This is a genomic window from Christiangramia flava JLT2011, from assembly GCF_001951155.1.
GTDB classification, from domain to species: Bacteria; Bacteroidota; Bacteroidia; order Flavobacteriales; family Flavobacteriaceae; genus Christiangramia; species Christiangramia flava.
Window position 1 is genome coordinate 144130 of sequence record NZ_CP016359.1, and the last position, 25829, is coordinate 169958.

Annotated in this window: 18 protein-coding genes; 7 read left to right on the forward strand and 11 right to left on the reverse strand. The window is 41.8% G+C overall.

Annotation, left to right across the window (positions count from 1 at the left end; translation table 11 throughout):
* Positions 1 to 76 precede the first annotated feature (76 nt).
* Complete coding sequence (locus GRFL_RS00585) at positions 77 to 1195, forward strand: TlpA disulfide reductase family protein (protein ID WP_083642550.1); 1119 nt, start codon at positions 77 to 79, stop codon at positions 1193 to 1195.
* Between the two features lie 49 nt (positions 1196 to 1244).
* On the opposite strand, the gene GRFL_RS00590 is transcribed toward GRFL_RS00585, so the two are convergent.
* Together GRFL_RS00590 and GRFL_RS00595 are read right to left on the reverse strand one after the other, a co-directional pair.
* Positions 1245 to 1928: an SIMPL domain-containing protein gene (locus tag GRFL_RS00590; protein WP_083642552.1), complete on the reverse strand. Its 684-nt coding sequence runs from the start codon at positions 1926 to 1928 to the stop codon at positions 1245 to 1247.
* Positions 1929 to 1975: 47 nt separating this feature from the next.
* Positions 1976 to 2623, reverse strand: a complete 648-nt coding sequence (locus GRFL_RS00595; RefSeq protein WP_083642553.1) for a rhomboid family intramembrane serine protease — start codon at positions 2621 to 2623, stop codon at positions 1976 to 1978.
* 52 nt (positions 2624 to 2675) lie between these two features.
* On the opposite strand from GRFL_RS00595, the gene GRFL_RS00600 reads away from it, so the two are divergent.
* A complete protein-coding gene (locus GRFL_RS00600; protein ID WP_083642555.1) occupies positions 2676 to 3581 on the forward strand; it encodes a lysophospholipid acyltransferase family protein in 906 nt (301 codons plus the stop codon).
* Here GRFL_RS00600 and glmM read toward each other — a convergent pair.
* Entirely contained in the window at positions 3578 to 4963 is a 1386-nt protein-coding gene (glmM, locus tag GRFL_RS00605) for a phosphoglucosamine mutase (protein ID WP_083642557.1), read from the reverse strand. The genes GRFL_RS00600 and glmM overlap by 4 nt on opposite strands.
* 69 nt (positions 4964 to 5032) lie before the next feature.
* Here glmM and GRFL_RS00610 point away from each other — a divergent pair, with 69 nt between their 5' ends.
* Positions 5033 to 5641 carry an acyl carrier protein phosphodiesterase gene (locus tag GRFL_RS00610; protein WP_341475761.1) on the forward strand — a complete coding sequence of 203 codons (609 nt, stop codon included), beginning with the start codon at positions 5033 to 5035 and terminating at the stop codon, positions 5639 to 5641.
* Between the two features lie 32 nt (positions 5642 to 5673).
* On the opposite strand, the gene GRFL_RS00615 is transcribed toward GRFL_RS00610, so the two are convergent.
* The 6 genes from GRFL_RS00615 to GRFL_RS00640 form a co-directional block, all read right to left on the reverse strand.
* Positions 5674 to 6909 (reverse strand): M12 family metallopeptidase, encoded by a 1236-nt coding sequence (locus GRFL_RS00615; RefSeq protein WP_083642561.1) that lies wholly within the window; start codon positions 6907 to 6909, stop codon positions 5674 to 5676.
* A gap of 198 nt (positions 6910 to 7107) precedes the next feature.
* Positions 7108 to 8151 carry a M12 family metallopeptidase gene (locus tag GRFL_RS00620; RefSeq protein ID WP_083645898.1) on the reverse strand — a complete coding sequence of 348 codons (1044 nt, stop codon included), beginning with the start codon at positions 8149 to 8151 and terminating at the stop codon, positions 7108 to 7110.
* Positions 8152 to 8597: 446 nt separating this feature from the next.
* The gene (locus tag GRFL_RS00625; RefSeq protein ID WP_083642563.1) at positions 8598 to 10247 is read right to left on the reverse strand and encodes a hypothetical protein; all 1650 of its coding nucleotides are present in this window, start codon (positions 10245 to 10247) and stop codon (positions 8598 to 8600) included.
* A 67-nt stretch (positions 10248 to 10314) separates the two neighbouring features.
* Positions 10315 to 12015, reverse strand: a complete 1701-nt coding sequence (locus GRFL_RS00630; RefSeq protein ID WP_083642565.1) for a hypothetical protein — start codon at positions 12013 to 12015, stop codon at positions 10315 to 10317.
* A 105-nt stretch (positions 12016 to 12120) separates the two neighbouring features.
* On the reverse strand, positions 12121 to 13653 hold the full coding sequence (locus tag GRFL_RS00635; protein WP_083642566.1) for a hypothetical protein: 1533 nt from the start codon (positions 13651 to 13653) through the stop codon (positions 12121 to 12123).
* A 342-nt stretch (positions 13654 to 13995) separates the two neighbouring features.
* Positions 13996 to 15009, reverse strand: a complete 1014-nt coding sequence (locus GRFL_RS00640; RefSeq protein ID WP_083642568.1) for a response regulator transcription factor — start codon at positions 15007 to 15009, stop codon at positions 13996 to 13998.
* A 349-nt stretch (positions 15010 to 15358) separates the two neighbouring features.
* Here GRFL_RS00640 and uvrA point away from each other — a divergent pair, with 349 nt between their 5' ends.
* From uvrA to GRFL_RS00660, 4 genes are all read left to right on the forward strand, one after another.
* On the forward strand, positions 15359 to 18190 hold the full coding sequence (gene uvrA / locus GRFL_RS00645; RefSeq protein WP_083642570.1) for an excinuclease ABC subunit UvrA: 2832 nt from the start codon (positions 15359 to 15361) through the stop codon (positions 18188 to 18190).
* A 9-nt stretch (positions 18191 to 18199) separates the two neighbouring features.
* Entirely contained in the window at positions 18200 to 18892 is a 693-nt protein-coding gene (locus tag GRFL_RS00650) for an LOG family protein (protein WP_423738281.1), read from the forward strand.
* Between the two features lie 142 nt (positions 18893 to 19034).
* Positions 19035 to 21779, forward strand: a complete 2745-nt coding sequence (locus GRFL_RS00655) for a gluzincin family metallopeptidase (protein WP_236995851.1) — start codon at positions 19035 to 19037, stop codon at positions 21777 to 21779.
* Positions 21780 to 21965: 186 nt separating this feature from the next.
* On the forward strand, positions 21966 to 24365 hold the full coding sequence (locus GRFL_RS00660) for an alpha-ketoacid dehydrogenase subunit alpha/beta (protein WP_083645901.1): 2400 nt from the start codon (positions 21966 to 21968) through the stop codon (positions 24363 to 24365).
* Positions 24366 to 24433: 68 nt separating this feature from the next.
* On the opposite strand, the gene GRFL_RS00665 is transcribed toward GRFL_RS00660, so the two are convergent.
* Complete coding sequence (locus GRFL_RS00665) at positions 24434 to 25273, reverse strand: 1,4-dihydroxy-2-naphthoyl-CoA synthase (protein WP_083642572.1); 840 nt, start codon at positions 25271 to 25273, stop codon at positions 24434 to 24436.
* 90 nt (positions 25274 to 25363) lie between these two features.
* Positions 25364 to 25765 (reverse strand): DUF2059 domain-containing protein, encoded by a 402-nt coding sequence (locus tag GRFL_RS00670; protein WP_083642574.1) that lies wholly within the window; start codon positions 25763 to 25765, stop codon positions 25364 to 25366.
* Between the last annotated feature and the right edge of the window lie 64 nt (positions 25766 to 25829).

The following is a 25829-nucleotide window of genomic DNA, read 5'->3' on the forward strand; positions in this document are numbered from 1 at the left end:
AATTAACAATATTTTATTAATTCGGGAAGGCTATGAAAAGTGAGTTCAGTACTTTTGTGAAAAATTTTATAGAAATATGAAGAAAATTTCAGTTTTAGTAATGGCTATCGGCCTTTTATTTTCCTGCCAGGATGATAAAGGATTTTACCTTTCCGGAAAGGTAGACGGAATGGAAGATGGCCAGAAGGTTTTTATTTCTGAAATCGATATGCAGTCCCGCGGACCAAAAACTGTCGATACCGCCATTGTGAAAGACGGAAAGTTTGAGATCGATATGGAAGAGCAGGAAATGCCAAATCTGAACTTCCTGAGATTTGAAGGCAGAAATGGAAATGTGGTCTTTATTGCAGAAAATGAGCGCATCGATTTTGATATTGATAAGGATACCATCTATAATTCGGTAGTTTCCGGAGGAAAAGAGAACAAGGCACTCTACGAATATTTTGACCATCTGAAGGCATTGAACCGCAAAATGATGGGCATGCAGCAGGATATGAGAAAAGCGATGATGAGCCAGGATACTGCAAAACTTCAGGAACTGCAGGAAGCTCAGGTAGCACTTCGTGATAACGACCGTGTTTTTAAGGAGAATATTTTTGAAAAATATAATGATCGCTTCGTAGGTGCCATGGTACTTGCGGATATGCTGAACATGAAAACGCATACGAACGAAGAAGTGCGTGAAAAGTTCGAGCAGCTTTCAGACGAGATTAAGAAAACTTCTTTAGCCCAATCCATCAAGGAAAAACTGGATAATAGCAGCGCGACTGATGTGGGTTCCAAAGCTCCAGATTTTACTGCGCCAGATCCTGAAGGCAATACAGTAAGCCTTTCAGAAAACCTTGGAAAAATAACCATTCTTGATTTTTGGGCAGCCTGGTGTAAACCTTGTCGACAAGAAAGTCCGAATTTGGTGAAGACGTACAACGAATTCAAAGATAAAGGCCTGGAGATCGTGAGCGTTTCTCTGGACAGACCGGGTCAAAAAGACAAATGGGTGCAGGCCATTGAAGATGACAATCTTGGAGCCTGGACGCACGTTTCCAATTTGCAGTTCTGGCAGGATCCAGTTGCCAGGAAATATGACATCAAATCAATTCCCGCAACATTTATTTTAGATGAAACTGGCGTGATCGTAGCGAAGAATCTTCGCGGTGAACAATTGAGAACTAAAATTGGTGAACTACTGAAATAATTCCCAATTTGACAGCATAAAAAAAGCGCCTCAATGAGGCGCTTTTTTTTTATCGAATTTCAAAGGTGGCGTTCACCGTGATTTTGATTTCGAGCTCACCCGGAGCGATTGTTTGACCGTCAGATTTTGCGGCGCTCATTTCCACGGCATCGTTCATGCGATACATAGGAAAAACCGGGCTGCTTTGATTTTCTGAAAGTGAAATGGGCTGTCCCAGCTCATGCCCCAATGGTTTCAGTAATTCAGAAGCCTTTCTTTTGGCGTCCAGAACTGCCATTTTTCGGGCTTCCGCTTCAAATTTTTCTTTTTCAGAAGATTCGAATTGGATACCATCAATACGGTTGAGTCCATTTTCCAACAAACCTTTCATGATCTGCTCGTAACTATCAAGATCGTGCAACCTGATGGAGATTGCCTGATTGGCCACATAAGTAAAAGTTCCCTGCTCGTAATTTTTATAGCGTTTGTTGAGATTCATATAATCTGTCTCGATATCTTTTTCAGCAACACCCTGTGATTTCAGGTATTTAATAATCTGGTTCACGACCTGGTCGTTTTGCTTTTTGACCTGGGCCGCGTCTTCTCCCTCATGCTCTATTCGGGATTTGATCACTACTTCATCTGGAATGACCTGTACGGTTCCTTCCCCGTTAACAGAGACACTTGGTTTCTGATTTTGCGCAAAAAGCGGAATGGCAGCGAGGAGTGCCAGGGCTAGCATTACATTTTTCATATCAATTGGTTTTAATTTTGGAAGACCAATTCAATAAAGATACCAAACTAGATCTTGCCGGTTTTATGCAGGAAAAAGAGAATGACGATGGGAACGGCCAAAAGTAAGACCATAAGTAAATGCGCTTCAAAAACCCACGGAGCAAGCACAATGGTTAAGATGTAACCAGCCGTGGCACCGCCAAAATGTGCATCATGACCAATATTATCGTTATTCCGCTTCATTCCGTAGATGGTATACAGCAAATATCCAATTCCAAAAACATAGGCTGGGACTGGTATGATAAAGAACAAACCAAGCATCATATCTGGTTGCAGTAGAATGGCAGCGTATAAAATTCCCATTACGGCTCCACTCGCTCCCACAGCTGTATAGTTATAATCGTGTTTATGAAAATAATAGGAAAAGAAATTCCCCAGCAGCAAACTGGCCACGTACACCATAATAAAAGCAGTTGATCCCAGCGCATAGATCACGATATTAGCAAAAAAGTACAACGTGATCATGTTCACGAAGAGATGGCTGGTATTGGCATGCAGAAAACCCGAGGTAAAGATCTGATGCTTGGAACCGGCCTTGATATCACCAATATTGAAACGATATGTATTGAAGAAAACCGGATCCTTAAAACCTTTAAATGAAACGATCACGTTCAACGCGATGATGATAATGGTTACAATATGCAAATCTCCCATGGGCGGCCAAGTTTAGTGTCAAATATACCATATATTTGCGGAAAGAATTTTTATGCAAGGATTAGTTTTCTGGTTGATATACCCTATCCTCTGGCTGGTTTCCATTCTTCCTTTCCGCATTTTCTACCTGTTTTCAGATTGCTGTTATTTTGTGATCTATCATCTTATTGGGTACCGAAAGAAAACGGTTACTGCGAATCTGAAACTAGCTCTTCCGGAAAAATCGGATGTCGAGATCAGGCAAATTCGCAAAAAATTCTATTCGCATATGTGCGATATGTTCCTGGAAATGATCAAAAGCATGAGTATTTCTGAAAAAGAACTCAAACGCCGATTTACTTACACCAACCTGGATTTCCTTCGTCGACTGGAAGAACAGAACAAAAGTATTATTTTCATGTGCGGACATTACGCCAGTTACGAATGGCTTATCTCCCTGCAACTTCACGGACTCAAATTCAGGTCCTTCGGAATCTATAAAAAGATCAGGAATCATTATTTTGATCAATTGATCAGAGATATACGCGGCAAGTTTGATGCGAAACTCATCAGTATGTACGAAGCTACTGAAACTATTCAGCGAAATGAAACTGAAGGTTTGCCCGGGAATTATGCCATGATTGCAGACCAGTCTCCAAAATTACAGCGTGCCAAATACTGGTTCCATTTTATGGGCGTACGCGTACCGGTTTTTGAAGGTTCAGAAAGACTGGCGAAAAAGCTCGATATGAACGTGATCTACCTGCATGTGGAAAAGAAAAAACGGGGATTTTACGAAGCTACTTTTAAACCGATCAGCGAAAACGCTCCGGCCGAGCCACCTCATAAAATCACCCGAACTTTTTTAGACCTTCTGGAAAACCAGATCAGGAAAAATCCAGAATATTATTTATGGACGCACAAGCGTTGGAAACACAAAGATTCGCAACCTCCCGCGCATGCTGAAATAGTAGATTAACCTGCTATTTCTTTTATTTCAGCAATCATTCTTTGCGCCAGCTCATCAGCCTGCTTTTGAGATTTAGCTTCCGTATAAATTCGAATGATCGGCTCAGTATTCGATTTGCGGAGGTGTACCCAATTTTCAGGAAAATCGATCTTCACCCCGTCTACCGTAGAAACATTTTCTGAAGCATATTTCTGCTCCACTGCTTTCAGTATTCCGTCTACATCTAGGTCTGGCGTCAACTCGATCTTATTTTTGCTCATGAAATAGGCAGGGTAAGACTTCCGCAATTCCGAAACCTTCATGCCGTTCTCGGCCAAAAAAGTAAGGAACAAAGCGGTTCCAACCAGACTATCACGGCCGTAATGAGATTCCGGGTAAATAATGCCCCCGTTTCCTTCTCCTCCAATAACCGCGTCGGATTCTTTCATTAACGTTACCACATTCACTTCACCTACTGCACTTGCCTGGTATTTTCCATGATGCTTTTCGGTCACATCGCGCAAAGCACGGGAAGAAGACAAATTACTCACGGTATTTCCGGGAGTTTTGGAAAGCACGTAATCTGCGCAGGCCACCAGCGTATATTCTTCGCCAAACATTTCGCCGGTTTCATCTATAAACGCCAGTCTGTCCACATCTGGATCAACCACAATCCCAAAATCAGCCTGTTCTTCCTGAACCAGTTTGCAAATATCTCCAAGGTGTTCTTTTAAAGGTTCCGGGTTATGCGGAAAATGACCGTTCGGTTCACAATATAACTTTATGACCTCAACACCCATTTTCTCTAATAAAGGCGGAATAGCGATTCCTCCGGAAGAATTCACCGCATCTACCACTACCTTAAATTTCTTTTGCTGTACTTTTTCCGCATCTACTAAATTCAAAGCCAGCACTTCTTCAATATGTTTGTCGATATAATTTTTCAGGGAAGTGATTTTTCCCAGATCATCCACATCAGCAAAATGATATTCCTCTTTTTCGGCTATTTCCAGGATTCTGGCTCCTGCCTGGGCATCCAGAAATTCCCCTTTGCTATTCAAAAGCTTCAGGGCGTTCCACTGTTTTGGATTATGGCTGGCCGTTAAAATGATTCCACCATCTGCCTGTTCTTTAGGCACCGCAATTTCTACGGTAGGCGTAGTGGAAAGACCAATATCGATCACTTCGATGCCGAGACCAACAAGGGTTTGCATGGTCAATTCCATTATCATTTTTCCCGAAATTCGGGCATCACGACCCACCACGACTTTTAATGATTTTTTATCAGATTGTGCTTTCAGCCAGGTTCCGTAGGCAGCTGCAAATTTTACTGTATCTATTGGGGTTAAATTATCCCCGGTATTTCCGCCGATAGTTCCGCGAATTCCGGAGATCGATTTTATTAAACTCATGAAGTAAATTTTTCACAAATATAGATTGCACTGTAAAGAAAGACCAAATGTTAACAGAAATTTACCCTTTTGAATTTGTATCTTCCGCCTATGAATTTCCTGGCCCATATTTATCTTTCTGCGGAAATTGACGAGTTGAAAATTGGTAATTTCATAGCTGATTCCGTGAAAGGGAAAGCTTATCTGAAATTTCCTGAAATGATCCAGAATGGGATTATTCTGCACCGTGGAATTGATTCGTTTACTGATGGTCACCCGATCGTGAGAAAAAGTACTCACCGGCTTTTTCCATTTTACAGTCATTATAGCGGGGTGATCGTTGACATTTTTTACGATCATTTTCTGGCAGCTAACTGGGAGGAATTTTCAACGACCCCTTTACCGCAATATACAGCCGGATTCTATGAACTTCTTCTGAAGAATCGCAGCATATTGCCAAAACGAGTTCAGCAATTTATGGATTTTATGATCGCGGACAACTGGCTGCTAAGTTATGCCAGTCTGGAGGGTATTCAGAAAGTGCTTCAGGGCATGAACCGACGTACGGGTAGGCGCTCCAATATGGACCAGTCTATCGTTCAATTAAAGGAATTCTATAAAGACTTTGAAGAGGAATTTCGCCAATTCTTTCCGGAATTACAGGCATATTCGGAACAAAGAATTGAAGAATTATTATAAAAAAAGCCGGTCATAGACCGGCTTTTATAGAATTATTTCACGTACCTCCAACGGCCGTTTACCAGTTCTACTTCTTTCCAGGATTTCCCTCTGTAAACCCACCATTTATTATCCAGTCTTAACACGGTAACACCTTCAATGGTATAGGTTTCCCCATTGATGTATTCAGTTTCAGTTGGAGTGGTGGTTGTAGGTTCAGTGGTTCCTCCTGTGCTGGTTTCAGTTCCTCCCGATCCTGTTTCGGTTCCACCTGTTCCAGTTTCAGTACCTCCTGTTTCGGTTCCAGTTCCGCCTGTCTCACCAGTACCAGTTTCAGTACCTCCAGTACTGGTATCCGGATCGGTGCCGGTAGAAGTATCAGTTCCACTAGTATCGGTAGTATCTGGTTCGCTACCAGGATATAAGGTATTGACTCCTTCAATATCACCGGCAGAAAGTCCGCTTCTCTGAGCGCGGAAAGTAGAACCGTCTTTACGTGTAATGGTGGGCTGGCCGTTTGCAGAAAAAGAATACGAGCTATACATCATAATCGAACCAAGGTCAAGGCTGCTGGTATATTCCGCTCCATCCCAGCCAGATTCTTCATAAGTATAAAAATTGTATTCGCGACCGCTTACAATATTATCATAGTGAATAGTAATCACCTCATCGCGATCTGCACGGCTTTGCTCATGCCATAATCCCAGGGAGTGTCCAATTTCATGAATAGCATTACCGGTAGAACAAGCATCAGCCAAAGTGATGTACTGCTTTCCTCCAACCATTCCAACATAAGAGGAACATCCAGAACCGGGAGTAAAATATACGTAATTAGACTGATCTGTTCGTTCTACAAAACGAACAGCTGTATTGCTTTCCCAATGAGCGATAGCATCAAGAACACGCTGTTGAGAAGGCAATGAAGGATCTATGGAGTAAAAAACGATATTTTCGGGCCACAGAAATCTTGTACGGCCAACACTTTTTGAAGCTTCATCTTCACCGGCCTGTAAAATTAAATTTTGGGGAGTTCTGGAAACCTGGTTCTCGGGTAAGAATATATCTCCCTGATAAACAAATTTACCTCCAATCTCTTCTACTGGAAGTTTTCTTCCGTAGAGATACACGTCAGACCAGTTTCCTTCCTGATCTGGGAAGGCAATTTCAGTAAAGTCATCCTGCACTTCAATCGCATTCGATTCGTTTGCGATTTCGTTAATTGATTCGCCTTGGCTACAGGAAGTTAAAAAGGCCAATAAGCCCATCAGTAGTAATTTGGAATTTTTCATAAGTAGGGATTTAATGTTAAGATTCAAAAAATGTATTTCATCGATCATTTACGCATTTTGACTTGGGTTGTTGGTGCGAAATTTTCTGAGAAATTCTGTCCTCTTAAATTTTTGTGAACTAATTCTACAGGTGATTGTGGATAGGTGTGAAGAAACGTTTAAAATAACCCGATAGATGCCTATCGGGTTATTCTTCAATTAAGCATATGTCCAATAACCGGCGTCGGTTAGTTTTACTTCCCTCCAGCCAAGATTATCAGAATAATAATACCAAAGCCCCCATGAGCGAAGCACAGTTAGCCCGGCAATTGTATAATATTCGCCGTTGATATAATTTATTTCAGTTCCTCCAGAAGAGGAGGTTCCGTACATAGAATTGATACCCTGGATGTCACCACTCGAAAGAGCAGATCTTTGTGCGCTGTAGAGTGAGCCATCTTTCTTAGTAATGGTAGGTTCTCCATTAGCCGAGAAGGCATAAGCACTATACATCATAATAGAACCAAAGTCCAGCTTAGAAGTGAATTCATCACCATCATAACCTGAATCTACGTAGGTTTCAAAGTTATATTCGCGGCCGCTTTTAATATTATCAAAATGAATAGTGATATAAGAATCTCTATCAGCACGGCTTTGTTCATGCCAAAGTCCCAAAGAATGGCCAATTTCATGGATCACATTCCCGGTAGTACAAGCATCAGCTAAAGTTATATCCTGCTTTCCGCCAATCATACCGATATATGAAGAACAACCAGAACCTGGAGTGAAATATACGTAATTAGACTGGCCTGAACGCTTCACAAATTGAACATTCGTGTTCGATTCCCAGTGACGAATCGCATCATAAACTCTATCACTATTTCCCAGACTTCCGTCTACTTCGTAGTAAACGGTATTCTCAGGCCAATAGTGTGAAGTTCTACCAGTACTCTTCTCGGTTGGAGCTTCTCCTTTCTCATATACTAACTGAACAGGACTTTTACTTACTTTACCTTTTGGTAGCAATATATCTCCCTGGTAAACATGTTTACCGTTTACGTTCTCAACCGGAAGCTTCATCCCGGTATAATAGACATCTGACACTTTTCCCTTCTGGTCTGGAAAGGCGATTTCAGTTATCTCATCATTAATGATTGTTGCTTGATTTTCCGTTGAAATTTGGGTCTGGTCAGTAACGGGGTCTTTACTACAGGCAAAAAATGCTAAAGCCGGTAGCAAGAAAAACAATTTTTGTTTTCTCATAAGTAGGTTTTTAAGTTTTGATTCAATTTTCCTTTTTGTTTTGCCAGTAAAAAGCAAAGTTCATTCCATGATCTTTAAGAAAAATTAACGTTAATTTTTTAACAATTAATTTCTTACACATCATCTATCTGTAAAGTGATCCTCGGGATTTGGGTTAGCGCGAAAAAATCTTTACAGAATTTAAAAGAACCTTTGGAAAGTGCTGAAAAATCTAATGTTTCAGTTTTGTTTTCTTTTAGCAGCAGCACTATATCTTACTGACGTACAGTCACTAACATATATATTTTTCTGTAATAAAAAATAATTCTGGAAAATTTTTATAAAAAAAACTGCCTGGATAAAATCCAGGCAGCCTATCATCATCTTCATAGGAAGATGAGTAAATTAACCCGCAAAATTAGTCACCCCCCGGTCAATTAATTCAGTCGGGTTAAGAGTTTTGCAAATTAGTTTGTTGGACAAACGTTTGCAATAGCTTTGACATAGATTGGATAGCTCAAATCACTTCCAATACTAGTTCCTGAAGTAGTACAATATACATCTACATCATCTCCTTCAGAATCTTTCACTTGTACAAGATAACCACTTATTGAGTAATTTTCATTGGCAGTGACTGAAAAAGACATTACTCCTCCACTTAAACTTGGAGTCATATTACCAGTCGATGGGCCATAACCGGTACCAGCATCTTCAAATAATGGGATCGGAATTGCGTCATCAGAACTAACCAGCATTAACCATCCATCTTTCAAAGTGTAATCTACTGGATCAACGGTTGGTATCAAAGCCCTGGTACATCCTTGCGCAGGATCTCCAAGACTTTCAGTACAAGTTAAAACTTCGTTTACGATTTCACATCCATCGGCATCAACCTGTACTCCTGTGGGAGTATCAGCACATTTATCATCAGTATCAGCTACTCCATCTCCATCCTGATCTGGACATCCATCACTGTTTACTTGTGTACCCGATGGGGTATCAGGACATAAATCTTCATTGTCATACACACCATCTCCATCAGAATCCATTGGTTCGTTTTCACCACCACCGTCACCGGTCATAGCTCCTTCACACTCTCCTAGGAAAATATGCAAATACTCGTTTGTTTCTCCATCATCATTTAATAAGGCTTCCACATCTTCCCATGAAAGTTCATAGACTACTGGAGAATTATCGATATCTCCATAACTGGCTCCCCAATCTTTTGGATAGACGGTCAATGTTAGATAAGTTTCATCATCTGCAATGTTAGCTGGAGGTCCAGGCACTACTAAACAAAGTGGATCTGCATAGAATTCCCCACTCTGAGTGGTTCCAACGCTAGCCATGGCGTTATCGTCCATATGATCATACAGTTGATGGCTTACTTCTTCATCTCCAAACACTAAATCTACTGCATAATTAGCAACCCAGTGTCTTCCACTTTCATTACAATAATTTGCAAATATGCATAACGGATAAATGGTTTCTGGCACGATATCGAAGAAAACATATCCATATTCATTAACCATACGGCGGTCGAAACACAATACATCCACATTAATATATGGCTTAGTTCCAGCTTCCACATCAAAGCTAAATGGTAATGATTGATCGACATACCCCGCAAATTGATCAGGATTATCATTCGTTCTTCTTGGCGCAATCCAGATCAAGTTACCATATGTTTCACTATAGTATGCATCACTTGGCTCTGAGGTGTCTCCATCGTAAACCTTAAATTCCTCTAAGGTAACTTCAGTAGCACTACTTCCTACAGGAATTTTCAGATCTTCGCTATAGGCTGTAAAATATCCTTCTTCATCTTCCATGATATCAACAGTGGTAATAATTTCCGTATCACCATAGGTCAACCTGATGTACGCGATCGCTGGTTCCGCTTCCATACAATCTGGCACCTGGTCGAAATGAGCCTTACTGGAAGCATTCATTGCCCTTTCAGCGAGATCATCCAGTACTGCTCCAAAGGTAAGTGTAGCCGACTGGAGATCTGCCGGATCGTTGTTTACCGCACCTGACTCTTCCTTACTACACCCTGCAGTAAGTAACAGTGCGAAAATCCCAACATAGGCAAAATATGATTTTATGTTTTTCATAATTTAAGTTTTAATATTTAGAATGGTGAGTATCAGCCCACTGTTGAGAGCAGGCCGACACCTATCTTTAATCTGCCAAAGAACAACTTTGAGCATGTACAACAATATAGAAAGTATCATCACCGGAAGGGTTGTCATAAGTGTACATACCTTCAACTGAATGATCGCTTTCATTATAAGTATACTGTCCAGGAGCTTTTAAATCTGAATAGTCAGGCATACTTGAGAAAATATCAATATGCAATTCTGTAAACTCATAACCTGCTGCCCAATCAATTGTTACATATACATGATCGCCGTCTGAAGAAACGGTTGCTGTTCCGACTGGATTATCCATTTTGTAGTTATTTCCGGCTGCCGCATAGATAGTATACGTACCTGAACCTTGAGCGATCCAGCCCCATCTACCTTTTCCGTTTCCTTCATATATATCTCTGAATTCAAGGTCATAATCGTTTCCGAACATGAAAGCAGTTTCACAACCTTCATAAGTTTCACAATCTATGTAATCACAATCTTCATTATCACAGATACCATCCTCATCAACGTCGATACAGTCATCGATGTCATCACAAATGCCATCTTGGTCAATATCTCCGGCTGTACAGTCTCCGGTTGGATTACACCCTGCACCAACACCATTTATACAATCGTCCTGATCATCACAAATCTCATCATGATCTACATCGATACAATCATCTACATCATCACATATACCATCTTCGTCAGAATCTCCTGCTATACAATCCCCCCCTCCAGGGTTATCTCCGCAATTGATAAATAGGTGGATATAATCTGTAGTTTCATCGTTATCATCACCACTCAATAGTTCTTCTATATCACTCCAGCTTAAATGTACCATTGGCATAGGAGTTTCATCGATAGTTCCGTAAGAATCTGGCCAACTCAATGGAGTTACCTGATAAATGATATAATCCTGATCTGGATCATCAAATGGCGATTCTGGGATCACAAGACATAAAGGATCTGCAGAGTATTCCCCTCCGGTCATACCGGTTTCTGGATCTTCGTTAGTATAAATTTGAATTGGTTCCCCGATTCCGTCATCATACCATACACTTACAGCATAATTTCCTACATAATGTCTTCCCGAATCAGAACAGTAGTTTGCAAAGAAGCAAAGTGGATACAATTCTTTTGGAGTGATGTCAAAGAAAGGATAACCATATTCATTGACCATTCTCCTGTCAAAACATAATACTTCTACGCTGATATATGGTTTGGTTCCGGCCTCTACAGAAAATGTCATTGGCAAAGCCTGATCTACATAACCATCAAACAATCCTGGGCTATCTGCTTCGGAAGGTGCGATCCAGATTAGATTTCCGTTTTCTTCATCGAAGAAAGGTCCGCTTCCTTCAGTAGCGCCATCATAGACCATGAATGAATGCAGGGTCACTTCAGTTGGCTCATCTCCTACAGGAATTTTAAACATTTCGTCATAGGCTGTGAAAAATCCCTGCTCATCTTCCATGATATCTACGGTTACCGTTCTAGTGGTTTCTCCAAAGGAGAATGAAATTACCGCAACTGCAGGATCGGCATCAGAGCAATCTGGAATGTCATCAAAGTGAGCTTTGTTGGTCATTGCCCTATTGGCTAGATCGTTTAAAACGGCTCCAAATTCTAAAGTAGCCGAATCATTTGCATTTTCACCCGGTGCAGCTCCTGTCTCTTCTTTGCTACAGGAAGTGAGCAGCATGGCAAACATTGCCAGTACTCCCAGGTAAAGTTTGATTTGTTTCATAATAAAAAAGTTTAGTTGTAATATTTGAATGGTTAATAAAGGATTGGTGGTCCTTGAAAGGTTCTATAAAAAAGGCAGGAGAAAAAGATTCTCCTGCCGTTGTTATTAGTTATTAAGTTCTAATTGTCCGCATGCGATTGGCATATTTGGATCAAATGTTCCATCTACCATCATACCATGAACCACGACAGTTTTGTGATCAAGTGGGGTCATAGCTGCTTTCGAAGGAGTATCAGCACTACCAAGAGTTACCGTTCTGGAATACATATAACTGCTACCAGATGGCCAGGTTCCGCCAGAGGCATTTGTAGCTCCTGAAGTAGTCAAGAACAACTGAGGCAAGCCATAATCAGAAAGACCTTCATTAATATCGATATAGCCATCGTTATTAGCATCATCTGACTCATCTGGACAGGATGAGATGAAAGTATCATCCGCAGAACCATGTAAATGTTGCATATGTTCTCCTGATGGTACGTATGGCGCCCAAACTTCTGTAGTGAGGTAATTCCCTTCCAACTTGGCATACGCAAAGATGACTGCTTCAGAACCATTTAAGGCTCCCAAGCAACTTTTATATCTCATGGTTTCATCTTCAGGATCGTTGAAGATTGGAGGAGTATCGCTTTCGCCGCAATTACCAACCTGGAAGTGGTAGTATTCCAACATGCTATCGCCAACAAATAGGTTTTTAGCTTCTTCTTCAGTAAGTACTCCTGCAAGAACTACACGGCCTTCATCGTCTCCGGCATCATATTCAGGAGAATCTCTTAAAGTGATCTCAAAATAATACTCTTCGTTAGCTGTATCCGGATCATCAGGTAGACCAATACATAATGGTGATTCTTCATAAATTCCATCATTGTTGGAATCGACAGCCTCAGAGATTAATCCATCATAGATCTGGATTCCTGTATTATCGTCACCGAGCCATACATCAATGCTGTAATTTGCTACGTAGTGTCTGCCACTTGGAGTACAGTAGTTACCGAACAGGCAGAAGTTGAATATTTCTTTCTGATCGATATCGAAAAATACATAACCATATTCGTTGACCATTCTTCGGTCGAAACAAAGTACGTCAATAGGAATATAAGGCTTAGTTCCAGGACTTAGTTCAAAACTGTAAGGAAGTGGATTGTCTACATAACCAGCAAATTGATCTTCATTTTCATCATCGGTGGAAATTGGTGCAATCCAGATCAGGTTTCCATAGTCTGAACTGTAATACATATCTGTCTCATCACCATCTGTAGCCCCATCATAAACCATGAAAGAGGTTACGGTTACCGTAGTTGTTCCATCACTTGGGACCGGAACTTTCAAATCTTCACTGTAGGCCGTAAAATATCCTTCTTCATCTTCCAGAATATCCACTACAACAGTTTTACTTTCGCTACCGTATTCTATGCCGATAACAGCAATTTCCGGAACCCCATCAGAACAGGTTGGTACCTGATCGAAATGAGCTTTATTCATAGACCTGTTTGCTAAATTATCCAGCAGAGCCTGGAAAGTGATGGTGGCTGATTGCGACTCATCTGGTGTATTTACTGAAGATGCTTCGTCTTTCGAACAGCCTGTTAGGCAAAGTACCAGCAATAGAGCCAGTACCATGTAATTATAATTTAATTTCATGTTACAAAGTTTTGGTTTAAAAAATTTAGAATGGTTAATAAAGGGAATTACCGGTTTCTGAAACCGGAACTACCTACCGGTGGGTGGTCTTTCTAGGTTGTGCATTTTTTACTATTTAGAATGGTTAATAAATAAATATGTTCATCAAAATCGATCGTCATCGATTTCAACAAAAATTTCTCAATATGCTGTAGGAATTTGGGGGTGCAGGGTTGAAAATTAAATAGGGAAGATGGGGTGACTTCTGTACTTAATACTTCTGTAAATGTATGCTAGGTTTTCTCTTATGTTTATGGGGGAATTCCCCTATAATTTCCATACTAGTGATCGTTTAACATTCTTTTAAGAAAATGGTGATTGTATTAACTTATGATTAAGAGCAAACACGACACTTTCTAAAATCGTTTCTGAATTCGTTCTTTTAATAATATTTGAACGATGCTTTTCAATGGTCTTCGGAGAAATGAATAAAGTCTCGGAAATTTCCTTGGTTTTATATCCTTTACAAAGAAGTTCCATTATTTCCTTTTCTCGTTTTGTGAAGCAGAACTCTGCTAATTCACTGTTTTCTTCAAAACACTTTTCTATCTGGCCGGCACGCGATCCAATTGCCTGGTTAATACTATATTCTTCACCGGCAAAATCAATGATCATAATAAATTGATCAGTAATGTTGCGACTTAATTTAGATAAACTGATTCGGGCATTTCGTACCTTATCATTTCCAATCAGTATCGAGGTATGAGTCACAGCCTTATGATGCTTACCTCTCACAAAGTTCCGGATACTGGATTTCAGCTTCGCCTTGTTTTCTATATTGACAAAATCTGTAAGCTTCAGGCCATCTTTCTGCTCGATTTTAAAAGTCTTTTTAAAGGAGTCGTTCATTCCAAGTACGGCATTCTGCTGAAGTAGTAAGACCGGTTTTGCCATTAAATTGAACAGCCCCATAAAACATTCGTACCAGTAATTGAAATTGACCTGATTTTTAAAAGAAGCTTTTTTAATTCGTTCTGCGATTCGCTCATCATCCTGTATGGCCGGAATAAATTCGTCTATGATCGATTTGTACCGTCTGTTAAGCATCGGGATCTCTTCCCTCTTGCTCAACACCAGGAGATAACTTCTTGTTAAAAAATGGGTGGATTTAAAATTTTTAAGGTTTTTAAAATCGGTTACCTTATTATAGGATGTTTTATCGAATAATATGGTGTCTGGCAAAAGACTGAGTGCACAGTTGAAAGCAGCATGTATAGCCGCTTCGGTAGTCACTTCATAGACCACACTCACCTTTTCCGTTATCGAATCAATCAACGCCTGATCCCGGCTCACAATTAGCAGTTGCTTTTTTTCCATTGGTTACCTCTCAACATTAAACTACTTAGCCATCAGCAAAATAGCGGGTCAAATTAGGGGATATTGAAGTGTTTTGGAGGTTGGTTGGTAGTACCAAATATAGAGGAAAACCCGTATCTTCCTAAAAATTAGCGGTAATATTAGCCTGACAATCAGTAAAATACAAATCGATAAACTGCTGAATTTAAGACATCAACAGTTTACGTTAACAAGATTTTCACTTTTCTTAAGTAATCCTTCTAAATTTTGAGGATTTTGTGACGGCAGGACTGTTAATTTAAAAAGGCTTTTACATTCTACCTTTCTAATTTATACTACAATAATTACCTTTGCCCTCTTGAATAAATTTATGGCACACAACGACGAGCAGATTGAAGTTTTAGGAGCTAGAGTCCATAATCTCAAAAATATAGACGTTAACATTCCCCGAGAAAAACTGGTCGTAATTACCGGCCTATCGGGTTCCGGAAAATCATCCCTGGCTTTTGACACGATTTATGCGGAAGGCCAGCGGCGATACATCGAAACTTTTTCGGCGTATGCCCGGCAATTCCTCGGAAGCCTGGAGCGACCTGATGTTGATAAAATTGACGGACTCTCACCGGTTATTGCGATCGAGCAAAAGACGACGAGTAAAAACCCTCGAAGTACAGTAGGAACGATTACGGAAATATATGATTTCCTCCGCCTGCTTTTTGCGAGAGGCGCTGATGCATACAGCTATAAGACTGGCGAAAAGATGGTGAGCTATACCGATAGCCAGATCAAAGACCTTATAATAGAAAAGTTTAAAGATCGTAAGGTGTCTATTCTGGCACCGGTCATCAGAAGTCGAAAAGGGCACTACCGGGAACTTTTTGAACAGATCGCCAAACAGGGGTTTGTAAAGGTTCGTACAGATGAGGAGGTTCGCGATATTGAAAAAGGTATGAAGCTCGACCGGTACAAAACGCATGATATTGAGATCGTTATAGACCGGCTGAAGATTGAAGACAAAACCGATTCTGAAAAAAGGCTGGAAGAAAGTATCAAAACGGCCATGTATCATGGGGAGGACACTTTGATGATCCTGGACCAGGAAACAGGCGATATCCGGTATTTTAGCAGGAATTTAATGTGTCCCACAACGGGAATCAGTTACCCTAACCCGGAGCCGAACAGCTTTTCTTTCAACTCTCCAAAAGGTGCCTGCCCGGTTTGCAACGGTATTGGCACACTTTACCAGGTAAACGAGCATAAGATCATTCCAGATCGCTCCAAATCGATCAAATCTGGTGCTTTGGCACCTCATGGTCCACAAAAGAAAAACTGGGTTTTCTCCCAGCTTCAGTTGATCGCCGATCGCTTTGAGTTCAGCTTGTCAGACCCTATTGAAAAGATTCCAGAAGAGGCTCTCCAAATGATCCTCTACGGCGGAAAAGAGAAATTTTCCAAAGAATCAAAATCGCTGGGTATTACTCGGGAATATAAGATCGATTTTGAAGGTGTTGCCCAATTTATTGAAACAACCTACAAGAACAACGATTCTACCAGCTTGCGCCGATGGGCCAAAGAATATATGGACAAGGTGGATTGCCCGGAATGCGAAGGCAGTCGATTGAAAAAAGAGGCACTTTACTTCCGTGTGGCCGAAAAGAATATCGCGGAATTGTCTGAAATGGACATCAGCGACCTGAGCGACTGGTTCGATGGTATCGAAAAGAATCTTTCAGAAAAACAGCTGAAAATTGCTTCCGAAGTGATCAAAGAAATCAGGACACGGCTACAATTCCTGGTGGACGTGGGTCTTACCTACCTGAACCTAAACAGGAGTTCTAAATCTCTTTCTGGTGGAGAAGCCCAGCGAATTCGGCTTGCCACCCAGATTGGTTCACAACTCGTGGGCGTACTATATATTTTGGACGAACCCAGTATTGGGCTGCACCAACGTGATAATGAAAAACTGATCAATTCCTTAGAAAGTCTTCGTGATATCGGGAACTCGGTAATCGTTGTGGAGCATGACAAAGACATGATCGAACGGGCAGATTACGTCATCGACATTGGTCCGCGTGCTGGAAAACACGGCGGCGAGATTATTAGTGAAGGTACTCCGGCGGAATTAATGCAGCACGAAACCCTAACGGCGCAATATCTTAATGGCGAAAAAGAGATTGCCGTGCCCGAAGAAAGGCGTAAAGGGAATGGCAAAAAAATAGAACTGAAAGGAGCCACGGGAAACAACCTGAAGAATGTGGATATTTCCATTCCATTAGGAAAAATGATCGCGGTCACCGGAGTTTCAGGAAGTGGTAAATCTACGCTGATCAATGAAACGCTCTATCCAATCATGAACGCCCATTATTTCAATGGCGTGAAAGAGCCAAAACCTTATAAATCGATCAAAGGCCTGGAACATATCGATAAGGTGATCGATATCAACCAATCACCTATTGGCCGTACACCACGGTCTAACCCGGCAACGTATACCGGTGTTTTTTCTGAAATTCGCAGCTTATTTGCCAAAACTCCGGAAGCACTCATCCGCGGGTACAAACCGGGGCGTTTCAGTTTTAATGTAAAAGGCGGAAGGTGTGAAACCTGTAAAGGCGGTGGCCTCCGGGTGATCGAAATGAATTTTCTGCCAGATGTTTACGTGGAATGCGAAACCTGCCAGGGAAAACGTTTCAACCGTGAAACGCTCGAAATTCGATACAAGGGAAAATCGATTGCTGATGTGCTGGAAATGACCATCAATGAAGCGACTGATTTCTTCGAAAATATTCCGAAGATCTATCGAAAACTGAAGACCATCCAGGACGTTGGACTGGGTTATATCAGCCTTGGCCAACAGTCTACAACACTTTCCGGCGGGGAAGCCCAGCGAATCAAACTGGCTACCGAACTGTCCAAAAGAGATACGGGAAATACCTTTTATATATTAGACGAGCCAACCACGGGATTACATTTTGAAGACATCCGGGTGCTCATGGAAGTTCTCAATAGATTAACCAATAAAGGAAACACCGTCCTGATCATTGAACACAACCTCGACGTGATCAAAATGGCCGATCATATTATCGATATTGGCTACGAAGGTGGAAAAGGCGGCGGAAAGATCGTCGCAACCGGAACTCCGGAAGAAATTATCAAAAACAAAAAAAGTTATACCGCTCAATTCCTGAAAAAGGAACTGAAATAGAATTAAAAAATGATTAAAAAGCACAATAGAAACAAGGCCTGGAATGAGATCAAAACCAACGATTCCTGGGCGATCTTCAAGATCATGGGAGAATTTGTTAACGGTTACGAAAAGCTAAGCCAGATTGGCCCATGCGTATCCATCTTCGGTTCTGCCAGGACAAAACCTGATATGAAATACTATCAGCTTACTGAAAAAATTGCCAAAAAAATCGTGGATCACGGTTATGGCGTGATCACCGGCGGTGGCCCCGGGATCATGGAAGCCGGGAACAAGGGAGCACATCTTGCGGGAGGGACTTCCGTAGGACTGAATATCGAACTTCCTTTCGAGCAGCACGACAACCCGTATATTGATAATGACAAGAGCCTGGATTTTGACTACTTCTTCGTTAGAAAGGTAATGTTTGTTAAATATTCCCAGGGATTTGTGGTAATGCCAGGTGGTTTCGGAACGCTGGATGAACTTTTCGAAGCCATCACGCTTATTCAAACCCATAAAATTGACAAATTCCCCATTATTCTTGTGGGTAGCGAGTTCTGGAACGGACTTGTAGACTGGATCAAAACTACCCTGCTTGATAGCTTCCAAAACATCAGTGCGGCCGATATTGACCTGGTCCAGGTGGTAGATACCGAAGACGAGGTCATTGAAATCCTGGACAAATTCTACGACGAATACAACCTCAGTCCTAATTTCTAGTTAATAGCATTATTGAAGGTATCAAAGTTTGTTTATATTTAGTGCCGATTGCTCAGCAGTTTAAATTCAAGCATACTTGAGATACCTTCAGTTTTCCCTTATTTTTTGTCTGTTTTCATCTTGGGTTTCGGCCCAGAACAGCATGGAAATCGATGCCCGGCTGGTAGACAGTACCCGGAGCCTGGAAATTTCCCAGCACATCCGTTTTATCAATACGGAAAAAAGGGAACTGGTTAGCATTTATCTCAACGACTGGAACAATGCGTTCAGTTCTAAAAACTCAGCTTTGGCCCGCCGTTTTGCGGAAGATTACAAAAGACGTTTTCATTTTGCCAAAGATCATGAAAGAGGCCATACTTATATACATGAAGTTACCGATTCTCAGGGAGATTCTCTGAACTGGGATCGTCCCGGCGACATCGTCGACCTGCTTAGGATCAATCTCGAGCAACCGTTGCAACCCGGCGACAGTATAGACCTGAATTTCCATTATACCGTTCGGGTGCCGGAAGATAATTTCACGCGATTCGGAATGGATCGCGATCATAATTATAAGCTTCGCTACTGGTACCTCGTTCCCGCTCCCTTAGATAACGGGTGGAAGCTATATAGCCATCAGGATCTGGGCCTTCAATATGTCCAGCCTTATAATATCCGGATCAAACTGGACATTCCAACCGAATTTTACGCGGCTTCCTCTCTCAACCTCGATCGTACCAAGACTCAGAAAGGCTGTAAGACACTCAGCTTTAGCGGAAGTGAACGCCTGGAAAGCAAAATGTACATCACCAAAACTTATATTTTCGAGTCGCTGGCGATCAATGATAAACAGATCATTACCAATATTGAAGACGAAGACATCGAATTCAATATGAAAAAAGCGGTGCTCACAAAGGCTTTGAATTTCCTGGAAGAAAACCTGGGAACTTATCCGCATAAAGACATTTTCATCACTCAGGAAGATTACCTCAACAACCCGGTCTATGGCCTCAACCAGTTGCCCAGTTTCATCAGGCCCTTTCCAGATGGTTTCCAGTATGACATTAAGATCTTCAAGACGCTTACTGAAAATTACCTCACCAACACGATCCTGGTAAATCCGCGTACCGAAAAGTGGGTCATTGATGCCATGATGTATACGCTGATGATGGATTATGTAGATCGCTATTACCCGAATATGAAGCTGCTTGGGAATCTTAGCAAGATTATAGGTTTACGATGGTTTCATGCGGCAGATCTGGAATTCAATGACCAGTACCAGTTCCTGTATATGAACATGGCCAGAATGAACCTGGACCAGCCACTCACTACTTCGCAGGATTCCCTGGTAAAATTCAATAAAAATATCGCCAATGCCTACAAGGCCGGTGTGGGCATGAAATACCTGCAGGCTTACCTGGAAGACGAAAGCGTGCAGCAGTCGATCAAAGAATTCTACGAGGCAAACATGCTTCGGAAGGTGAGTGCCCGGGACTTTGAAAATACTCTGAAAAATAATTCAGAAAAAGACATCTCATGGTTCTTTCAGGAATATGTGGGTACCAACAAAAAGATTGATTTTAAACTGACCGATATTCGTAAAACCGATGACTCTGTTCAGGCAGTCATCCGGGACCTACGGAATACGCATATGCCGGTAAGTCTTTATGGTATCAAGGATGGAGATATCGTATTCAAAAAATGGGTGGAAGATCCCGCTTCCAATGATACTGTGGTGGTTCCCAGAGAAGGAATTGACCGGTTGGCGCTGAATTACGAACAGGAGATCCCGGAGTTCAACCAGCGCAATAACTACCGCGGTGTGACGAAACTCTTTAATAAGCCTATCCAGTTCCGGCTCCTGCAGGACATAGAAGATCCCCGTTACAACCAGATTTTCTTTATGCCGGAATTTGAATATAACCTGTATGATGGTATCGCGATTGGCCCGAAGGTTTACAACAAAACCGTGCTCAGCAAAACCTTCAATTTCAGTTTTTCACCGAAATACGGTTTTAATAGTCAAACGATTGTGGGTTCCGGCGGGCTTTCCAACACCCATCAGTTCGATAATCAGAAGCTATATGCCATTCGTTATGGGATCTCCGGAAACCGTTTTTCATATGGATATAACCTCTTTTACAAAAAGATCACGCCATACCTGCTTTTCGCCTTCAGAAATCCGTATCTCCGAAGTAATGAAGGGCAACGCCTGCTGATCAGGAATGTAAAAGTTCAGCGGGACGAAAATCCTGAATTTCCGCTGGAACAACCAAATTATAATGTCTTCAATGTAAATTACGCCTATAGCAACCCCAATTTCATCAAATATCTAACGGCTTCGATAGACTGGCAGCTTTCCGATAAATTCAGCAAGATCTCAGCTACTGCTGAATACCGAAAATTATTTACCAATAACCGCCAGGTCAATCTTCGGTTTTTCACGGGTACCTTTTTGTACAATGACAAGCGAAATAATGATTATTTCAGCTTTGCCCTGGATCGCCCTACCGATTATCTTTTCGATTATAATTACTACGGAAGAAGCCAAGGCAGTGGACTTTTCAGTCAGCAAATCATTATGGCCGAGGGTGGTTTCAAGTCCCAGCTTCAACCCGAATATGCCAATGAATGGCTGATGTCCATGAACGCCAGTACCAATATCTGGAACTGGATCTATGCCTACGGTGATATTGGAATGGTGAAAAACAGGGGCGAAAATGGGAAATTTTTATACGATTCTGGTATTCGCGTGAGCCTGGTTCAGGATTATTTCGAACTCTTTTTCCCGGTTTATTCCAATTTAGGATGGGAACTGGACGACCCTAATTATGACCAGAAGATCCGGTTTATCGTATCCTTAGACATCAATACGCTCATCAGGCTCTTCACCAGGCGCTGGTATTAAGGAAAAATTCCGTATTTCAAAACCGTATTTAAGTATTTTCAACAAATTCATAATACTTAACGTCTTATTTTAATAAAAAATAATAAATAAAGGTTAAAATTATTGAATTGTCAATAAAACGGAAAAATGATGAATTGTATTTAATCCTGATTTTCGTTACATTTGTTGTCATCCAAAAATATGTTCATGCAAAGCGAGACACAAACGGAAAGTTCAATTTCATTCGACGAGTTTAAATCCCAGGTTCTGGAAGATTATCGCGTCGCAGTTACCAGCCGGGAATGCAGCCTGCTTGGTAGACGAGAGGTACTTACCGGGAAAGCCAAATTTGGAATTTTTGGAGACGGAAAAGAAGTACCGCAGCTTGCAATGGCCAGAGCCTTCAAAAAAGGTGATTTTAGATCGGGTTATTACCGAGACCAGACTTTTATGATGGCCATCAACGAATTAACTCCCGAGCAGTTTTTTGCCGGCCTCTATGCTGATACTGATGTGGAAAACGAACCCATGTCAGCAGGAAGACAGATGGGTGGTCACTTCATGACTCCGAGTATAGATGAGAATGGGAACTGGCTGAACCTGATGGAACAAAAGAACTCCAGTTCAGACATTTCTCCTACTGCCGGGCAAATGCCCCGATTGTTAGGTTTGGCTCAGGCTTCCAAAATATATAGAAACGTAGAAGGCATCGATGCCGAAAAGTTTTCAGATAAAGGAAATGAAGTAGCCTGGGGAACTATTGGTAATGCCAGTACTAGCGAAGGTCATTTTTGGGAAACCATCAATGCCGCTGGAGTACTTCAGGTACCCATGGTGATGAGCGTGTGGGATGACGAATACGGTATTTCTGTTCATGCAAAACATCAGACCACCAAAGAAAATATTTCAGAAATTTTGAAAGGTTTCCAGAGAGACGAAGAGGATAAAGGGTATGAAATCCTGGTGGTAAACGGCTGGGACTATGCCGCGTTGATGGACACCTATGAAAAAGCCGGGGCGCTGGCACGCAGGGAGCACTGCCCTGTTCTGATCCATGTGGTGGAATTAACCCAGCCACAGGGACATTCCACATCCGGATCGCATGAACGCTACAAAAGCGAGGAGCGGCTGAAATGGGAAAAAGAGCACGACTGTAATCTGAAACTCCGAAACTGGATCATTGAAAATGATTTTGCGACGGAAGACCAGATGGTTGATCTTGAAAAGCAGATCAAAAAGACGGTTCGTAATGCCAAGCAAAAAGCCTGGAACGCGTATCTGAAACCCATGATGGAGAAAAAACGCAGTCTACTGAAGATTCTTGATCAGGTGCTTGAGGAAAGTGCAAACGCCAATTTTATCAAACCAATCCGTGAGGAACTAAAAGGAAATCGTGAGCCACTTAAAAAAGATATCGTTTCAGCAGGTCGCAGAACCCTGAGGTTTCTTATTGGAGAGAATTCCAGTTCACGAACCGAATTACTGAACTGGTTAAAAGATTACGAGGCCGTAACCGAAGCTGATTACAGCTCGACACTCTATAAAGAGGAGAATTTTACAGAGGAAGTACTTCCATCTTATTCTGATGAAACTACGGAAGTGGACGCCAGGATCATTCTTCGTGACAATTTTGATACAATTTTCAGCAAACGTCCGGAGACCTTGATCTTTGGAGAAGATGCAGGGGAAATTGGTGATGTGAACCAGGGATTGGAAGGACTTCAGAAAAAATTTGGGGCCTTCAGGGTTTCAGATACCGGGATCCGTGAAGCCACCATTTTAGGGCAGGGAATCGGGATGGCCATGCGAGGCTTGCGCCCTATCGCAGAAATTCAGTATTTAGATTATATCATGTACTGCCTGCAGACCATGAGTGACGATCTGGCAACGCTTCATTACCGAACCCGTGGCCGCCAGAAAGCACCGCTGATCGTTCGAACACGAGGCCACAGGCTGGAAGGTATCTGGCATAGTGGTTCACAAATGGGCGGTTTGCTGAACCTGTTGAGAGGAATGTATTTATTGGTTCCTCGAAATATGACAAAAGCAGCAGGCTTCTATAACCAGTTATTAGATCTGGATACTCCTGCACTGATCGTGGAATGCCTGAACGGTTACCGACTCAAGGAAAAAATGCCGGAAAACCTTGGTGAATTCAAGACACCTATCGGAAAAGTGGAAACGCTGAAAGAAGGAAAGGATATCACGCTGGTATCGTATGGTTCTACCCTGCGTATTGTGGAGCAGGTTGCCCGAGAGCTTGGGGAAGTTGATATTGATGCTGAAGTGATCGATGTACAGTCATTATTACCCTTTGATGTAAACCATGACATTGTAAAAAGTGTTGAAAAAACCAACCGCCTGCTGGTGATTGATGAAGATGTTCCAGGAGGTGCTTCCGCATATATTTTGCAGGAAATTATGGAGAAACAGGATGCCTGGAGGTATCTTGACAGTAAACCGCAAACCCTGACGGCAAAGGAACACAGGCCAGCTTATGGTAGTGATGGAGATTATTTTTCAAAACCTTCCCCGGAAGATATCTTTGAAAAGATCTATGCTATCATGCATGAAGCCAATCCTGAAAAATATCCGTCTTTACGATAAAATATTAAGGAGCTATAAAAAACGCCGCGATGATCATCGCGGCGTTTTTTATGCTTTTTCTTTTCCGATTATGGGATCCATTTCTTTTCGAAATTCGGCTTACGTTTTTCCAAAAATGCATCTCTTCCTTCCTTTGCTTCGTCAGTCATATAAGCCAGTCTTGTTGCCTCGCCAGCAAAAACCTGCTGACCAACCATACCGTCATCCGTAAGATTCATGGCAAATTTCAGCATTTTGATAGAGGTTGGTGACTTCGCGAGGATCTCTTGCGCCCATTCGTAAGCGGTATCTTCCAGTTCTTCATGTGGAATAACGGCATTGACCATTCCCATTTCATAGGCTTCCTGTGCAGAATAATTCCTTCCAAGGAAAAAGATCTCGCGCGCCTTCTTCTGCCCTACCATTTTTGCCAGATACGCTGACCCGTAACCTGCATCAAAACTGGTAACATCGGCATCTGTTTGTTTAAAGATCGCGTGTTCTTTACTGGCTAAAGTTAAATCACAAACGACATGGAGGCTGTGCCCTCCACCAACAGCCCAACCCGGAACTACACAAATCACCGCTTTAGGCATGAACCTGATCAAGCGTTGCACTTCCAGAATGTTCAACCTATGGTAGCCATCCTCTCCCACATATCCCTGGTGCCCTCTTGCTTTCTGGTCACCGCCGCTACAAAAAGCCCATTTTCCATCTTTGCTGGACGGCCCTTCAGCTGAGAGTAAAACGACCCCGATGGATGTATCTTCATGCGCATCTTTAAAGGCATCCAGTAATTCCGAAGTGGTTTTTGGTCTAAAAGCGTTACGAACATCGGGCCTGTTGAAGGCGATCCTTGCGACTCCGTTCGCTTTTTTATAGGTGATATCGTCGTACTGCTTCACAGTTTTCCAGTCTATCTTGCTCATATTCTTGTTTTGTGTAAAAATAGCATATTCCGCTGGTATGAAAAAGAAAAGCCCGCTACAGCGGGCTTTTAAATATTAGCAGTTATCTTTCTACTGCATGTATTTTGCCATAATTGGTTGTAATTTCATACCCCAGGCCTGCCCCAGCTCCATTCCTTCTTTAGTTATTTCCGGAAGAGTGGCTACCATTTTTTCGCCTACTGGTGTGTGATAAAATTCGAGGATCTTATCGATGTCTTCTTCGGTAAAATTTTTCATATAAATTTCAGCCATCTGCGCGTATAATTCGAATGTGCTATCCCGCAATTCTTTTTTGAAGTCTTCTCGATTTTCTTCCGGCACCATTTTAACCAGCGGATCCATGATGACTTCAAATTGTTGTCCCGAGGTCATTTTGATCAATTCGATGGTTTTAGTTTCAAAACTGGAAGTTTCCTGGCTAAAACCGTAAAAACTTAGCAGGAATATCCCGATGCATACTACTTTTTTCATGTTGTGATTTATGATTGTAATTTGGCGTAAGATATCGTTTTATTTCAAAAAAAACTGCCGCAAC

Excerpts from the sequence above, each read along its gene's own strand:
- GRFL_RS00665 (WP_083642572.1), bottom strand. The coding sequence starts at position 25,273 with ATGAGCAAGATAGACTGGAAAACTGTGAAGCAGTACGACGATATCACC.
- GRFL_RS00670 (WP_083642574.1), bottom strand. The coding sequence starts at position 25,765 with ATGAAAAAAGTAGTATGCATCGGGATATTCCTGCTAAGTTTTTACGGT.
- GRFL_RS00620 (WP_083645898.1), bottom strand. The coding sequence starts at position 8,151 with ATGAGAAAACAAAAATTGTTTTTCTTGCTACCGGCTTTAGCATTTTTT.
- GRFL_RS00590 (WP_083642552.1), bottom strand. The coding sequence starts at position 1,928 with ATGAAAAATGTAATGCTAGCCCTGGCACTCCTCGCTGCCATTCCGCTT.
- GRFL_RS00630 (WP_083642565.1), bottom strand. The coding sequence starts at position 12,015 with ATGAAACAAATCAAACTTTACCTGGGAGTACTGGCAATGTTTGCCATG.
- uvrA (WP_083642570.1), top strand. The coding sequence starts at position 15,359 with ATGGCACACAACGACGAGCAGATTGAAGTTTTAGGAGCTAGAGTCCAT.
- GRFL_RS00635 (WP_083642566.1), bottom strand. The coding sequence starts at position 13,653 with ATGAAATTAAATTATAATTACATGGTACTGGCTCTATTGCTGGTACTT.
- GRFL_RS00640 (WP_083642568.1), bottom strand. The coding sequence starts at position 15,009 with ATGGAAAAAAAGCAACTGCTAATTGTGAGCCGGGATCAGGCGTTGATT.
- glmM (WP_083642557.1), bottom strand. The coding sequence starts at position 4,963 with ATGAGTTTAATAAAATCGATCTCCGGAATTCGCGGAACTATCGGCGGA.
- GRFL_RS00625 (WP_083642563.1), bottom strand. The coding sequence starts at position 10,247 with ATGAAAAACATAAAATCATATTTTGCCTATGTTGGGATTTTCGCACTG.
- GRFL_RS00600 (WP_083642555.1), top strand. The coding sequence starts at position 2,676 with ATGCAAGGATTAGTTTTCTGGTTGATATACCCTATCCTCTGGCTGGTT.
- GRFL_RS00655 (WP_236995851.1), top strand. The coding sequence starts at position 19,035 with ATGGAAATCGATGCCCGGCTGGTAGACAGTACCCGGAGCCTGGAAATT.
- GRFL_RS00660 (WP_083645901.1), top strand. The coding sequence starts at position 21,966 with ATGCAAAGCGAGACACAAACGGAAAGTTCAATTTCATTCGACGAGTTT.
- GRFL_RS00585 (WP_083642550.1), top strand. The coding sequence starts at position 77 with ATGAAGAAAATTTCAGTTTTAGTAATGGCTATCGGCCTTTTATTTTCC.
- GRFL_RS00650 (WP_423738281.1), top strand. The coding sequence starts at position 18,200 with ATGATTAAAAAGCACAATAGAAACAAGGCCTGGAATGAGATCAAAACC.
- GRFL_RS00595 (WP_083642553.1), bottom strand. The coding sequence starts at position 2,623 with ATGGGAGATTTGCATATTGTAACCATTATCATCATCGCGTTGAACGTG.
- GRFL_RS00615 (WP_083642561.1), bottom strand. The coding sequence starts at position 6,909 with ATGAAAAATTCCAAATTACTACTGATGGGCTTATTGGCCTTTTTAACT.